At 31.8% G+C, this 15,727-nt stretch carries 11 protein-coding genes; 2 read left to right on the plus strand and 9 right to left on the minus strand.

Annotated features, from left to right (window positions below):
* Positions 1-67 precede the first annotated feature (67 nt).
* The gene (locus QLS71_RS05770; protein ID WP_308991522.1) at positions 68-1,039 is read left to right on the plus strand and encodes an endonuclease; all 972 of its coding nucleotides are present in this window, start codon (positions 68-70) and stop codon (positions 1,037-1,039) included.
* 115 nt (positions 1,040-1,154) lie between these two features.
* Here QLS71_RS05770 and QLS71_RS05775 read toward each other — a convergent pair whose 3' ends face one another.
* The 3 genes from QLS71_RS05775 to QLS71_RS05785 all read right to left on the minus strand — a co-directional run bounded on the left by QLS71_RS05775 (position 1,155) and on the right by QLS71_RS05785 (position 6,436).
* On the minus strand, positions 1,155-1,532 hold the full coding sequence (locus tag QLS71_RS05775) for a hypothetical protein (RefSeq protein ID WP_308991523.1): 378 nt from the start codon (positions 1,530-1,532) through the stop codon (positions 1,155-1,157).
* Between the two features lie 635 nt (positions 1,533-2,167).
* A complete protein-coding gene (locus QLS71_RS05780) occupies positions 2,168-3,604 on the minus strand; it encodes a DUF5689 domain-containing protein (protein WP_308991524.1) in 1,437 nt (478 codons plus the stop codon).
* Positions 3,605-3,616: 12 nt separating this feature from the next.
* Positions 3,617-6,436, minus strand: a complete 2,820-nt coding sequence (locus QLS71_RS05785; protein WP_308991525.1) for a TonB-dependent receptor — start codon at positions 6,434-6,436, stop codon at positions 3,617-3,619.
* A 124-nt stretch (positions 6,437-6,560) separates the two neighbouring features.
* On the opposite strand from QLS71_RS05785, the gene QLS71_RS05790 reads away from it, so the two are divergent.
* Complete coding sequence (locus tag QLS71_RS05790) at positions 6,561-7,616, plus strand: endonuclease/exonuclease/phosphatase family protein (RefSeq protein WP_308991526.1); 1,056 nt, start codon at positions 6,561-6,563, stop codon at positions 7,614-7,616.
* A 56-nt stretch (positions 7,617-7,672) separates the two neighbouring features.
* On the opposite strand, the gene QLS71_RS05795 is transcribed toward QLS71_RS05790, so the two are convergent.
* From QLS71_RS05795 to QLS71_RS05820, 6 genes are all read right to left on the minus strand, one after another.
* A complete protein-coding gene (locus tag QLS71_RS05795; RefSeq protein ID WP_308991527.1) occupies positions 7,673-8,110 on the minus strand; it encodes a hypothetical protein in 438 nt (145 codons plus the stop codon).
* A 104-nt stretch (positions 8,111-8,214) separates the two neighbouring features.
* On the minus strand, positions 8,215-10,788 hold the full coding sequence (locus QLS71_RS05800; RefSeq protein ID WP_308991528.1) for a TonB-dependent receptor: 2,574 nt from the start codon (positions 10,786-10,788) through the stop codon (positions 8,215-8,217).
* A 165-nt stretch (positions 10,789-10,953) separates the two neighbouring features.
* Complete coding sequence (gene pgi, locus QLS71_RS05805) at positions 10,954-12,573, minus strand: glucose-6-phosphate isomerase (RefSeq protein WP_308991529.1); 1,620 nt, start codon at positions 12,571-12,573, stop codon at positions 10,954-10,956.
* Positions 12,574-12,576: 3 nt separating this feature from the next.
* On the minus strand, positions 12,577-13,881 hold the full coding sequence (locus QLS71_RS05810) for a peptidoglycan DD-metalloendopeptidase family protein (RefSeq protein WP_308991530.1): 1,305 nt from the start codon (positions 13,879-13,881) through the stop codon (positions 12,577-12,579).
* On the minus strand, positions 13,839-14,756 hold the full coding sequence (locus tag QLS71_RS05815; RefSeq protein ID WP_308991531.1) for a tryptophan 2,3-dioxygenase family protein: 918 nt from the start codon (positions 14,754-14,756) through the stop codon (positions 13,839-13,841). The genes QLS71_RS05810 and QLS71_RS05815 overlap by 43 nt, the downstream gene beginning before the upstream one ends.
* An 8-nt stretch (positions 14,757-14,764) precedes the next feature.
* A complete protein-coding gene (locus QLS71_RS05820) occupies positions 14,765-15,547 on the minus strand; it encodes a DUF3108 domain-containing protein (RefSeq protein WP_308991532.1) in 783 nt (260 codons plus the stop codon).
* Between the last annotated feature and the right edge of the window lie 180 nt (positions 15,548-15,727).

The following is a 15,727-nucleotide window of genomic DNA, read 5'->3' on the forward strand; positions in this document are numbered from 1 at the left end:
GTAATATGCAAAGTTACATAATTGCATCCATTTTAATTTTTATATTTTTAGTGATTATTTTTGATTTATGATAGACATACCTGAAGATATTATCCCCGTTCAACACCATTTACAAACCTTAGCATTTTATAATCTTGAAAATTTGTTTGATATCTATGATGATTCCAGGACTAATGATAATGATTTGTTACCTACTTCCGTAAAAAAATGGACATCCAAACGTTACGACAATAAGCTTCGGAAATTAAGTTTTGCTATTTCTAACATCGGAAAGAAAGAAACAGGTAAACCTCCTGCACTTGTTGGTTTAGCTGAAGTTGAAAATGCGAAAGCTATTCAAGATTTAATAAACTATAAGCATTTAGAAACCTGTAATTACAACTATATACACTACGATTCTTTAGATGAACGCGGTATTGATGTGGCTTTGATATACGATACTACAGCTTTTGAAGTTACACATTCAGAAGTTTTTAGAATTCATTTAATTGACCAATTAGGAATACCAGATTATACTAGAGATATTTTATTGGTTTCTGGATTATTAGATGGCGAAACCATTCATGTAATTGTAAACCATTGGTCGTCTAGACGCGAAGGTGAAAAAGAAACCGAACCTAAACGCATGGCTTCATCACATAAAGTAGCTGAAATAATTGACAATCTACGTTTAGAAAATGGTGATGTTAAAATTATTGTTATGGGTGATTTTAACGACGATCCATCCAGCAATAGTATTAAAAATTTGGTTGAAGAAGCAAGTCTTTACAACCCCATGGATACGTTGCGTTCTTTTAGCAGAGGTACCACCATGCATAACCGACAGTGGAATTTATTCGACCAAATTATAGTTTCTACTAACTTTTTTGACAAAACACCTAATAGGTTTGAATTTGACTCCGCTAATATTTTTGATGAAGATTTTTTAAAACTCTTTAATGGGAAATACAAAGGCTCTCCTTTTAGAACTTATATAGGTAAAAAATATCAAGGTGGTTATAGCGACCACTTTCCGGTGTATGCTATTTTTAAGAAGTGAAGTTACGTCATTGCGAAGTACGAAGCCATCTGTGTTCTGTGAAAAAATGAATTAACTTTAATTAATAAAATTAATTCAATAGTACCTCAGTAATGACGAATAGTTACAAGCATGGTTAGGCAGCTTGAAAAAGAATAAGTGCCAACACAATAACACTAACTGGCAATAATATAAGCAACCATATATTGTGTTTTGGGCTTGCCCTTTTATTCATTTTAGCATTTATCATCATGCGTCTTTTACCTGTATATTGCATCCAGTTTTTGAAAAACACAAACCCTGAAACCAAAATAAACAGTGTCCACGCTTTTTCTTTGCTCATGGTAGTCATATTCATTTGATTAAAAAATTTCGCAAAGAAAACACCTAAAAACAATAATAATGCACATTGCAATGTCGAAACATAGGCAATAGCAATGCTATTCGATTTTTGTTTGTATTTGGGTTTAAAAAAAGTAAATAAAGTATAATATAGAGTGTCGAAGGTATTCATTTATTAGGTTTTGCTCAGTTATTTGATTTGTATCTGTTAAAGTTTTTGTTTTACTGATGTGGTTGACTTAAATCCAAAACGGTTATAAAATAAGATTTGCATATTTCAAGCAACTAATTTAGTAAATACAAACCGAATAAAACCTATAAAAAATCATCGTGATTTTTGCTAGTATACTTATAGCTGCAATTAATTTTATGCGTTTTGTCGCCAGCTATTTTTACTCTAGATTGCTGTTTTATCCATTTCATTTGATCTGTCAGTTCAAACGAATTAATCGGAAAACTAAATTTATACAATCATAAACCTAAATGCTAATTATTCATTTCTTTTACATGTTTAATTTCGAATTAAATTTCGATTAGTTCTCATATTAATCAAAAATGTTTTGATTAATGTTATTAACAAGTTCAAATAGAGCTTGATTAAACTCATTTTTGAGACTTTAAATTGTGTTTGAAACACTCATATGTGTAAAATGTTTTTTTGTCTTTCGATTTTGCTACTATTAATTGTGACCAAATATTCTTTTTTAACCAATTCTTGAGTAAGGGCAAGGAAAACTTTCCGTTTTCTTTTGGAATAATAGTATAAGCCTTATGTTTTGATTTATTTTTGTAGCCAAAGCAAAATTATCAAGGCATATAATCAATACTAATCTCATCCAACTCATAGACCCCATCAAAAGATTCTTGCCCGCTTCCTGTGTATTTAAAAGCAATGTGAATAGTTCCAGTAGCACATGTTAAATCAACATTTCCAGAGTTAAACCATGGCACAAAAGAATCTGAATCTTTCACCACATAAGCTGCAGATAACACACCCCAAGTGGCAGTTTTGATAGTTGATTGTGTACCATCCCAGTCTAAAGAATACAGCACTTCCAAAAAACTACTATCTGCTAAACTGTTTGATGTTTTAAAACGTAGTGTGGTACCATTTTTTCCCGTTACATTTATAGCAGGGGTTATTAACCAAGCTATATTACTAGCATCTCCAGAACTAGCACTTTGCAATCGAGCCGAACGGCCTAAAGATGCATTGGTGGCTGTTGAAGAATAAGCTTCCCAACTTTTAGTTCCTGCTTCAATATAATTGGTCCAACCTTTACCAATTATAGGTTTATTATTTGTTTGCGATTCAAAATTTTCATAAAATAAATTAGTAGTTCCGTAAGTGGCTGCTAAACCACAATTTAATTCTAATGGGTCGCAGCGTTGCTGATTATCAAAATTAATATCCGAAGAACTGTTTATGATGAGTACATTAAAATCATCACCATAATCTCTACTAAAAATGCCCTTTATAGAGCCTTTACCCTGTGGAATAGGTAATGATTTAAAATCGGCATACGTACTGGTTTGCATTAAAATAGATACTCCAGAATTACAGTTTTCTAAAACACGAAATCCATCAAATTCGTCGGTAGATTCACCTGCATACGTAGATGCTAAGTCAAAACGGTTCACTTGAATATTATTTAATTGAATAAGCGTGTTTTCATCTTTACCTGTTAAATCTTCTATGTTGGCAACTTTAGGAGTAAGTGTCGCAACCTCTGTGCCTCTAATGATAATTTGGCGATACTCCGACGCTTGAATTTGTTTCACCTTATTAGAATCCCCTTTACCAATAGCAATAACACCATTTGACAGGCCAATGGTTAATCCATTTAGTTTTACATACACCTTTCTGCCAATTTCAAAAGTATTATATAGGCTACTAGCATTTATTTCAATTCTAAGTCCTAAACGAGGATCGTTATCGGGATCGCTATTGTCAGCTTTATTTTGAATAATTAGTTTTTCAAAAAAGTTACCACCTTTATCACTAGAAATAACGTAACCTTCAATATATAAATCTTGTTCATCTCTAATTAAAACCGTAGTATTTCCACCATTCACTGCTTGTTCATAAAGCTCCACAATTGCTTTAAAAGTTGTGATATTACTTCTTGGAATATTGGGTTCCTTAATAATTGTATCTGGAACCGAATAATCATCATCTTTCACACAAGCTATAAAACTGATGGTCATTAAAGCTCCCATTATAAACTTATTTGTATTACTCATAATACCCTTATTTTAAATTCTATAATTCACATTTACAAAATAGGTTGTTCCTCTACCATACCAATATTTTGAACCAAAAACGGGTTTATTTAATGCTTTATCATCTCTTAGTTCTCTGAAATTGGCATTTCTAGATTGCTCAAATCCGCCCGTTTTATGAACTACATCTAAAAGATTATTCACACTGACAAACATCCCGATGTACTTACTTTTTATACGCCATGATTTTCCCCCCGTTAAGTTTACTATCATGTAATCTTCAAATCGTTCTTGTTTTAATAAGGCCTTGGCAAGTGTTACATCATAATCATTAAAAGGTTGGCCATCAACATCTGTATTAAAATTTGAACTTCTTGTTAACGTACTAATATCAATATACGTGTTGCTAAAAAAATTAGTGGTTGCACCAAACCACCAATAATCGGGATCTCTGTATTCAAAACCCATAGAATAAGCTGTTTGTGGGCCCGCTGCAAGTTTGTAGTTTTTCAAATGGGCTTTCCCTAAATATACATTGGTAAAATCTTCGGATGATAAATATAAATCGGGATTATTATTATAGGTAAATTGACCCATAGCGAACGCCCCTTTTAGTTTAATACTTGTGGTTATTTGAGACTCAACGCCCAATTCTGAACCAACATGTTTCTTTTTGATGCCTTGAAGAATTTCTTGTACAAAATTTGCATCTTCATTAAAACTATTTTCTGTAAAAGCATTGATAGCCCCAATTCCATCAGCAAAGAAAAATGAGATTTCATTGGCAGCTTTCATATGCGTATAATAGCCCGTAAGTTTCGCTTTCATTATAGGCGATCTAAAAATATAACTAGCATCGATACTACTTGTTTTTTCTTTGGAAATATTGGGAACCACATTATGATTCTCCCTAGAATTTGAATAGGTGTTTTGAATGAACGGCGCTTTTGAAATATACCCAAGATTCATATCAAGTAGATGTTTTCCTGTAATTTTGTAAGTCGCTCCTGCTTTTGTTCCCAACCCTAAAAAGTTTACTTTTTTTCCATTTCCAACTGATGCTACTCCTGGAAACGAGCCGTTTTCAAAAACACCTTCTCTTTGGTAAGTGGTATTAATAACGTTTCCTGCCGTATAAAAATCTATCTTATTGTATTTAAATTGTGATTGTACATAGCTACCAATAACCTCTGCTTTAAGATTATAATTATATTTAAACGCGTCTCCAACACCAACAATTCTGTTTGGATTTAGTAAATCATTTTGGATAGCACTAGGATTGTTTACAAAATCATTGGCATATCCATCTACATCTAAATAACCCTTGGAACCAAGTAAGTCGAGCACCTTTGCATAATTTTTAGAGTTTAATACTTTATAATTGATGGCGGCATTAAAAATTATATGATCGTTAATTTGAGTATTTAATGTAGTGTTAAACGTTACTTGTTTATCGTCTACACGATCTTCATACAATGCATAAATAGCATGACCGCCTTGTATTGTGTTACTTATATTTGCACTGTATAAATCATTCCAATTAATCTGTCCGTTATTTAAAAATGCCTGTTGCGCTGTATAAGCAAAACCTAAATCGTTAGAGAAATTGCGTTCAAAATAACTTGGTAGATTTTGGTAATAGGTAGCACTTGGGTTTGATCCCCCTCCTTCTGGGTAACCATTAACTAAATCGGTACCATTATAATCTAAACGACTATTTCCTTGTTTTCCGAATTGGTAAGCTATGGCATTGGTTAAAGATGTATTCTTGCTAAAATTCCAATAATGATTCAAAATCACAATAGGTTCATCAACCTCCTTTGTTCTGGAATTTCGCTGTTCACCATCTTGCCAACCCCAATATTCATTGTACTTGATCCCTTTTAAATCATAAACTTCTTGGGTGTTTGGTGATGATTTTCCTCTTTTATTGGGAGCATAAATAGATGTGATATTTAAACTCTGTTTATCGCTAATTTTTTTATCTACTGAAACAAAAAATGAATTTGAATTATAAAACGTTGCATCTTGAAAACCTTCATTACCCCAACGTCTTGATAACATAAACGCCATAGACCAACCCCCTTTCATTAACCCTGTAGCATAACTTGCCATAGTTCTATTGGTATAACTTCTATTGGAAAATGAGTAAGTTATTTGTCCGCCTTCACCAAAATTTGAAGCTCTAGTATTCATATTAGTAGTTCCTAATATACCACCAAAATTATAAGCTGAAGGAATTAAACCAGAAGTTAATTCTTGATTTCTAAGTACATCGTTTAATCCGCCCCAATGACTCCACTGTGGGCGTCCATTAAACAACTTGTTCATTTCGATACCATTAATTAAAACTGAGCTATTTTCTGAATCTAAACCTCTCACGCGAAAAAAAGAAGCACTAAACTCGAAAGCTACGGTGCGTTGAAAGATATCTAAGGATGCTGCTAATAACCCAGAGATGTTATCAGACCCACCTGTATCATCATTCAATTCATCATCAGAAAGGGAGATGGTAAAAATATCTTGAGTACTTACCACATCAAACTCTAAAGTCATATCTGTAATGTCAACCGTTCTAGTTTCATTGACTACGATAGGATATCTTTTGGTAACATATCCCGCTTTAGAAATTTTCAAAACTTGTTCGCCCAAAGGAACATGGGCTGAAAATATAAAAACGCCATCGGCATCTGTTTGAGTTAATTGGTAAGTTTCTTCTATAGTGATAGAAACATTTGGAATTGGCTCAAAAGATACCGCATCTTTTACACTACCCTTTATAATGGTTTGTTGTGCAAAAACTGTAAAAATTGAAAACATTCCGAATAAAGAAATATATAATTCTTTTTTCATCCTCAATTTAAAATTACAAATTATATGTCATTAAATACAACTATATTTAACAATATAAACTTACATTATTTCTTGTTAATATTTACATTCGATAAAAAATAAATTTTAATATCATATTTTACTAATGAAAAAAGCCAAATTATATTTCTTCGTATTCATTGTTTGCCTATTCACTAAAGCAAACTCACAAGACAAAAAGGTTTACAAAATACATACGGTTGCTTTCTATAATTTAGAAAATTTATTTGATGCTATAGATGATCCTGACAAATTTGATGAATCGAGCCCTATTATGAACATAAAAACAAACAGAGAAGATGTTTATAAAAAAAAAGTAAACAACATGGCACATGTTATAGCGGATATTGGAAAAGAAGACACGAACAATTCCCCTGCTATTATTGGAGTTTGTGAAGTTGAAAATAGAGAAGTACTTGAAGATGTTATAAGTGATGTATTATTAAGAGATAAAGATTATGGTATTGTACATTATCACTCACCAGATGCCAGAGGTATTGATGTGGCACTTTTATATCAAAAAAAACTTTTTACACCCATTTCGACAAGTAGCCATGAATTAAAAATATTTGATGATGAAAACAGAAAACGTGTTTATACCAGAGACCAATTATTAGTGAGTGGTGAGTTGGAAGGTGATTTCATTCATCTAATAGTAAATCACTGGCCATCTAGAAGTGGTGGCGAGGCAAAAAGTAAATCCAAGCGTGTAGCGGCGGCTAAGTTAACCAAACATTTAGTCGATTCACTTCAAGTAATAGACCCATATGCAAAGATTTTTATTATGGGAGATTTGAATGATGACCCTATTAACGAAAGCGTTAAAAAGGTTTTAAGAACTGAAAAAGACAAAGAAAAAGTGGGTCTAAAAGGCATTTACAATCCATATGAAAATTATTATAAAGAAGGTATAGGTACTACAGCTTTTAGAGATGCTTGGAGTTTATTTGATCAAATAATGCTTACCAAACCATTACTTGAAAAAGACTATTCGTCATTTCAATTTTACAAAGCAGGTATTTTCAATAAAAATTATCTCATTGAGAAATCAGGCACTTATAAAGGTTACCCTAAACGCAGTTTCTCATATGGCGGTTTTACCGATGGGTTTAGCGATCACTTTCCAGTGTATGTGTACCTTATAAAAGAAGTTAGCAATTAATATCCTATACTATTAAAACAAAAAATGTGACTTTTGAAAAGTCACATTTTTTGTTTCTAAGCTAACCAGATACTCCAAGGTATCCTTGATAAAAGTAATACCAAAGCTATGGAATAAAAAACAGCTATTGGTTTTAATTTTGCTTTAGAAGTTAATTTCTTTTTATGTTTAGAATAGCCAATTGTAATTAAAGCAACTGCTATAATATTTACTAAAGGATGCTCTACCAGATATAATCGTGTCATGGAGTCTTTCATTACTTTACTACCCATTTCAGCCCACAACTCAAATCTTGGAGATACAAAATATAATATCAAACCAATTAGTAATTGAATATGCGATACTATTAAGGTGAATAAGGCTATTCTAAAATCTTTAGCCGTATATTCTTTATCTCCAAACACTTTTATTAAAGCATTTATAACCGCAATAATTAAAATGAAAAGCACAAGGTAAGCCCAATAAGAATGGAGTTTTAATATAGTTTCATACATAAAAAACAGGTTTTAAATTTATAATTACAAATGTAATAATTAAAAGCATAAAAAAACTGCTTCTAAAAAAGAAGCAGTTTTAAAATTATTTAAATTGGATAGAATTAGAAATTGTAACGCAGGCTAAAGTTCCATGTTCTACCGTAACCGAACCATACTCCATTTTTCACATTAACACCTTTCCAAGCAACATCACCTGAATCTACATGAATGTTATCTCTAGAGTTTTCAATATATACTTCATCAAAAACATTGTTAATATTAACTCTGAATTGTAAAGAGTTTTGATCCTCTTTACCTAATAACCATTTATATGAAACTCCTGTATCTACAGTGTCATAAGAAGGTAGTTTAATAGATCCTCTATTATTATCCGTTTTAAATTCATCAGAACCAAAATCGGCAGCACCGTACAGGTTGTCATATTGATTCCAGTTTGCTCCAATTTTTAAACGAGGTAATATTTCATAATCAGCACTAACTCCAGCTGTAAATTGAGCTGCTTCGCCCACTTTAACACCATCTATATAACTAGTATCTCCATTTGCTATTACTGCTCCTGTATCATCTGTTGTTCTTGTTGTAATATTTCCATTATAAGTCCAATCTCCTACAGATACATAACCATTAATATTTAATCCATCAATAGGACGTGTGAATATTTCTAATTCCACTCCCATATGTACCTGTTTTAAAGGACTCGTTTTAGTAAACTCATCGGCTAAACCATCACTATCTGTATCTTTAGAGCTATAATCAACTTTATCAGCCCAAGTAGTATGGTATACATTCAAATTAGCTGAAAACCTATTCCCTAGAAGCTTATATCCTGCTTCAAATCCTGTTATCTTTTGATTACCTTCCACAAAAGGATTTAATTGATTTGATGATCTATCATTAATGAATAAGTCACTATGGTAAGGTTGACGTGAATAATATCCTGCATTAACAAAAACAATGTTATTTTCGTTTATATTATAGGCAGCCCCTGCTTTTGCATTAAAACCTGTATTATTTATTTTATCAGAATCTTCAGCCTCTCCTTCATTTTCAGCTTCACCATATTCTGTTCTAAAATGTGATTGTGTTGATGCAGACCCTTGAAAAAATGCTGACAATTGATCTTTGGAATATTCTAATTGGCCAAATACTCCTGTATAATTAATTTTTTCTTCGTAATCATAATAACCATGAAAACGTTGAGCATGGTCATTATTTGTATTAAATAGCAAGTTCCATGGATTAATACCACCAAAAGTTTTACTTATTGTATAACTACCTCCATTATAATTACTAGAATCGTCTATAGAATCAATAGATAAGAATTCGTTAACACTTCTAAAATGAATTCCATTATATAAACGTACATCAGCACCAACGTTAAAACTTAAATACTCATTTAACTGGTTGTTATAATTTGAAACCATACCATACCAGTTGTGGTTGTTATTAGACCCTCTAGCATAGGTTGGAACTCCTCCTGATGATATTGTTGAAGCAAAAGTTCCTCTTCCCGCAGAAGCATATAATACCGTAGATAAAGATGATTGATCATTAATAGTTAGATCCCAACTTAAATTAGCTACAGGTTTATGATATACATTTCTTCCTGTTGGGTAATATCCTTCACTTATGTTATTTGGGCTATTAACGCCTGTAAAAGCAAAATTATATCTTCTCCCTTTATCTAAATAAGTCTCTAAAGTGTTATATCCAGAGGCTGCATGCCACTGTGGTGCACCTGTAATCATCAAATTGAAAATATTATTTTCGTTTGGTTTATAACCAAGAGATAAAAAATACGTTTGACCTTGTCCATCAGTACGATCTGCATAACCTTCTCCTTGCCAATGTCCTAACAACGCTGTAAATGCCCAACCTTTTTCACTTAGACCTGTTGAATATGAAGCAGTCGTTTTAGTGTAATTATCATTCGCAATCATTTGTTGTACAAAACCACCTTCTCTTCTATCAATAGTTTTTGTAACAATATTAACGGTACCTCCAACTGATGAAATTGCTAATTTAGAAGATCCTAAACCACGTTGGATTTGAACTGCTTGTGCCACATCTAAAACACCAGACCAGTTAGACCAATACATTTTACCATCTTCTACACCGTTAATTGGTTGACCGTTAAGTAAAAATGCTGTATTCGTTTGGTCAAAACCACGTAAAAATAATTGACCTTCACCAAAACCTCCCTTTTGAACAGATTGAACTGAAGGTGTTGATTTCAAGATTTCTGGTAAATCTGATGTTCCTGTTTTTTCTTGAATTTGATTTGCTTTAATTGTAGAAACAGCAATTGGCGTTTTCCTGTCTTCAGCTAAATCTATAACTCCAGAACCAATAATCACGATTTCATCAAGTGAATTATCTGGTGTTAATTTAATGTTACCTAAATTGGCACTTCCAGTAAATTTTAAAGTAACTGAACTATAGCCAACAAAGGAAATAACAATTTGACCAACAGAGGTCGTTGTTTCTAATTTAAACTTACCGTCGAAATCTGAAGAAACACCATTCGTTGTTCCTTTTTCAACAACATTCGCACCAGGTAGTGGAGAATTAAGTTCGGCATCAATAATAGTACCTGTTATGGCACTTTGAGCCATCATAACTGTAGTGAATAAAAACGCCACAGCCATCAATAAAAATTGAGGGATTTTTTTCATAATAAAGATTAATTAATTGAATTAGTCACTGCAAAAATACATATAATAATCGTACAATTATTATGTAATTGTTAACATATTAAATACTTGTAATGAAAACAAAAAAGCATTCATATAAAAATATGAATGCTTTTTTAAGACTATTATTGAATATTTTAATGTTTTTTAAGACATATTTTTATAATGATTCAATAAATTTTGAGTTGAAGAGTCATGATTGTTAACCGTGCTATTGTTAAATTCTTGTAAAATTTTACTAGCTAATTGCTTACCTAACTCGACACCAAATTGGTCGTAACTAAATATGTTCCAAATAATACCTTGCACAAATATTTTATGCTCGTACATCGCTATTAATTTCCCTAAGCTTTCAGGCGTTAATTTGTTAATAAAAATAGTATTAGTGGGTTTATTTCCTTGAAATATTTTAAATGGGACAATTTTTGAATCGGTTCCTTCTGCAACTACTTCAGCTTCAGTTTTGCCATTTAATAGTGCTTCGGTTTGTGCTAAAAAGTTAGACATTAACTTATCTTGATGGTCTTGATTACCATGTAATGATTTAGTAAACCCTATAAAATCGGCAGGAATTAATTTTGTTCCTTGATGTATTAATTGGAAAAAAGCGTGTTGTGAATTCGTTCCTGGCTCACCCCAAATAATAGTTCCTGTTTGGTAATCTACGGGGTTACCATTTCTGTCGACACTTTTACCATTACTTTCCATAATACCTTGTTGTAAATAAGTAGCAAACTGATTCAAGTATTGAGAATAGGGAATAATAGCTTCCGTTTCCGCTTTAAAAAAGTTATTATACCACACACTTATTAATGCTAATACAACGGGAATATTGGTTTTAAAATCTTCATTTTTGAAATGCTCGTCCATTTTGTTAGCTCCTTTTAACAAACTATCAAAATTTTTATATCCAACCGCTAAACTAATAGTTAAACCAACAGCACTCCATAAAGAAAAACGGCCTCCAACCCAATCCCACATAGGGAAAATATTGTTTTCATCTATACCAAAAGCTTTTACGTTTTTAATATTGGTAGACACTGCCACGAAATGTTTTGCAATAGCTTCTTTGTTAGCCGATTTTAAAAACCAAGCTTTTAGAGTATTTGCGTTAGAAAGTGTTTCTTGCGTAGTAAATGTTTTTGAAACAATTACAAACAGTGTGGTTTCTGGGTTTAGTTTTTTAATAACTTCATTTACATGATCGCCATCTACATTACTTACGAAATGAGTGGTTAAATGATTCTTATAATATTGAAGCGTTTCAACAACCATGGCTGGTCCTAAATCCGAACCTCCAATACCAATATTAACCACATCGGTAAATACTTTTCCTGTAAAACCTTTTAAATCACCATTTACGACTTCATTCGTAAAAGCTTCAATTTTTTGTTTTACAGCATATATTTCAGGCATTACATTTACTCCATCTACCTTAAAATTGGCCTCTTTTGGTGCACGTAAGGCAGTATGTAAAACGGCACGTCCTTCAGTTTGGTTGATTATATCTCCAGAAAACTGACTTATAATAGCCTCTTTTAACTTCACCTCATCGGCTAGTTCTAAAAGATATTTTAAAGTGTCTTCTGTTATTCTATTTTTAGAAAAATCTACATAAAAATCGTCCCACTTCACTGTAAATTTATCTGCTCTTTCTCCATCTTGAGCAAACAAATCTTTCATATGATTATTACGAATGTTGTTATAATGATCTTCAAGCTTTTTCCAAGCTTTTGTTGTTGTAGGATTTATGGTTGGTAGCGGCATAATCTATTTTTTTTGAGTTACGATATCTTTGACTTCTTTTTCCTTTGAATCATCAAAAATAGGTAACACATCTAATTTATATTTTATTGGTTTAATAAACTCTAAATAGTCTCCCTTTAGAGATTCTGCAATAGGTTCTGATTGTGATAATTTTTCTCTTAATGGGTCTACTTGTTTGCCATTTTTCCAAAAACGGTAGCATACGTGCGGGCCACCAGTATTTCCTGTCATCCCTATAGTACCTATCACATCTCCTTGTTTTACATGTTGCCCAACTTTAACTTTACGTTTTTGCATGTGCAGGTATTGGGTTTCGTAAGTACTATTATGTCTAATTTTTACATAATTACCATTACCGCCTTTGTATTGAGATTCGGTAACTGTACCATTGGCAGTTGCTAAAATAGGGGTTCCAATAGCTGCGGCAAAATCGGTGCCTTTATGTGGACGTAACGCAAAACCGTAATAAGCAATGCGACGATTTAAGTTATATCGAGATGAAATTCTACTAAATTGAACAGGTGCTTTTAAGAATGCCCGTCGTAAATCTTTAGCAGCTTCATTATAATATTCATATATGTTTTTTATTGAATCTGTTCGATACCTAAAGGCATAATATGGTGTATTCTTATGGTTAAAAAAAGCTGCTTTAACTTTATGTACTCCGGCATAAATGGTATCATCAATATATTTATCGGTATAAATAACTTTAAACGAATCGCCTTTTTGAAGTCGAGTGAAATCTATAGTCCAAGCATATATTTGTTCAGCTAACATATTGGTCAAAATAGGGCTGATTCCTTTTTTGTCTAAAATTTCTGAAATACTACTTGTAACAACTCCTGTAACTGTTTTTTCAACATATTTAATAGGTTTTCTACTTGTATAAGCATGAATGGAATCTTGAAAACTTATAACAACAAATTCTTCTTGATTGGGCTGATATATAAAACATTTAGGGGTTTCTAAAGAATCTTTAGAGCACAGCAAAGTATAAGGTTTACCTATTTGAAGGCGTCTTATATCAAAAGTATCTCTGGCTTTTTCGGCAATTGAAAATATTCGTGGATAGCCAATTTTATTACGTTCCAAAATAACACCAAAACTATCACCTTTTCTTACGGTGTCTCTTTTTACAACAAAATCGTTTAAATTAAAGCCAAATTCATAAATATCAGCAGGCTTTTCTATTGCTACTACTTCCTCTTCAACAGGTTGCTCTTTTTCTTTACACGCAATGACGCTTAATAGTGCTAATATTATTACTAAATATTTACTCCCCATTCTTCTATTTCTTGCTTTGTCCATAAGTCTGGAAAAAATATTCTTTTTTGATACTTTGGATGCATATATTTTACCCATTCACTTCCTCCTGTTGCTTCGGCAGTTTTCCCGCCAATATTTAAATAATGATTTGCAGTATTATAATGTGCCATAACCCATTTGATGTTAACGGTATAGTCAAAATGGCGCATCGCATTAATTAACTCTTTGTTCTCTTTGGCTTCCTTAGGAAGTTCTTTAAATTTTGAGTATAAATTGTTTGAGCTATAAAACTGGGCAAATCTAATAAATTCGTCTTTATATTTTTCTTCAAAAACTGTTAATGTATAACTTTTTTTGCCTGTTTTATAATTCTTTCCTGCAGCTTGCCAATATAAATGCTCGAATGCATTTTCATAAGAAGAATTTCTATCAATAGTATCTCTAAATCTTTTGTCTATAAGATTTATAAGTTCGGTTGATGCAAACTCAATTTTTCTATATTGGGCACTTTGAAAGCCGCTGGCAGGGGTTAAGGTTGCTCTAAATTTGTTGTATTGATCTACGTCCATACCATCTTTCATAATACTGAAAGAAGACGTAAGCATATCGAAATAGCGGCTAATGCGCATTAATTTGGAAGTAAACAATTCCACTGTTAACGCTTTGCTTTTAGCTACTTGATCTATTTCAACAAGTATCATTTTAAACAATAATTCGTTTATTTGATGATACATGATGAATACCATTTCATCTGGAAAAACGGTACGTTGTATTTGAAGATTTAATAAAGCATCGGTTTGAATATAATCCCAATAATTGATAGGTTTACTGTGTAATAAGCCTTCTAAATATGCTTCTAAATCTTGATTTATTGCCTCGTATTTTTCTTTAAGTTGATCGTTTATTTTCGATTTCAAAATATCTTTTAATTTTCAACAACTATTTTAAAAGGGTGTTTTAATCCTTTAAAAGCTTCCAAGTCAGCACGCAGAGAGCCTACTCTTAAATCGGCCTTAATTCGCAAAGGTATTTTATTTTTATCTTTTGACACCCATAGTGTTAGACTTTCTTCTTCTTTAAAAACACGACCTGCCATCACATAAGGTCTGAATTTTAAAGATTCTATTTTACCAAAATCGGTATCAATAATTTCTACACCTAAATATTGTAATTTAAATCCGTAATTTTCTTCATCAAAAAACATATCAGTACGAATCTCGTCACCGATTTTTAAAGTACTTATATTTATTTTATTTCGCAAATAGTAATAGGTTGACACCATATCTTGAATATTTGCTTTGGTATCAAACACTTCTTTAGTTTTTTTCTTTTTGTCGTTTACGTAAGCTTTATTGTTTTTTTGGTCAAATTCAACCTCTAAGTCTTTAGTGTGTCCACCTTCATCAATATTTCTAATAAATTTGTAAGGTAATAGCGTGGTTCTATCAAAATAGCTTTCATAACGGTCTTTAACTTTAAAAAACCATTTTATCATGCCAGAAGTCCATCCTTTTCCAATGACATGATACACATCTTTATTATCAAGTTTGGTCTCTTTTACATAAAGTGTTGCGTTTCCAGCTTTTAAAAAGCCACTATAACTCATTTTAAATTGAAACCATTCGCCATCTCCAAAAGCCGAGTCTTGTTGTGCAAAAGTTATTTGTGTAATTATTATTGCCGATATTATAAGTAGTATCTTTTTCATTTCTATTTGGGTAATTGTAACTAAGTTATTGTGTTTACATGTTATATTGTAAATAAGAATTTACAATTACTGTTCCAAAAATATAAAATTTCTTTAAGTCTTATTAAATACCGCCTATTATTGTTTTGTTATAATTCTTTTAATTTTTTAATTAAGCTCACATTTTTTAATTATATATCT

The sequence above is a fragment of the Mariniflexile litorale genome (assembly GCF_031128465.2).
Taxonomy (GTDB): Bacteria; Bacteroidota; Bacteroidia; order Flavobacteriales; family Flavobacteriaceae; genus Mariniflexile; species Mariniflexile litorale.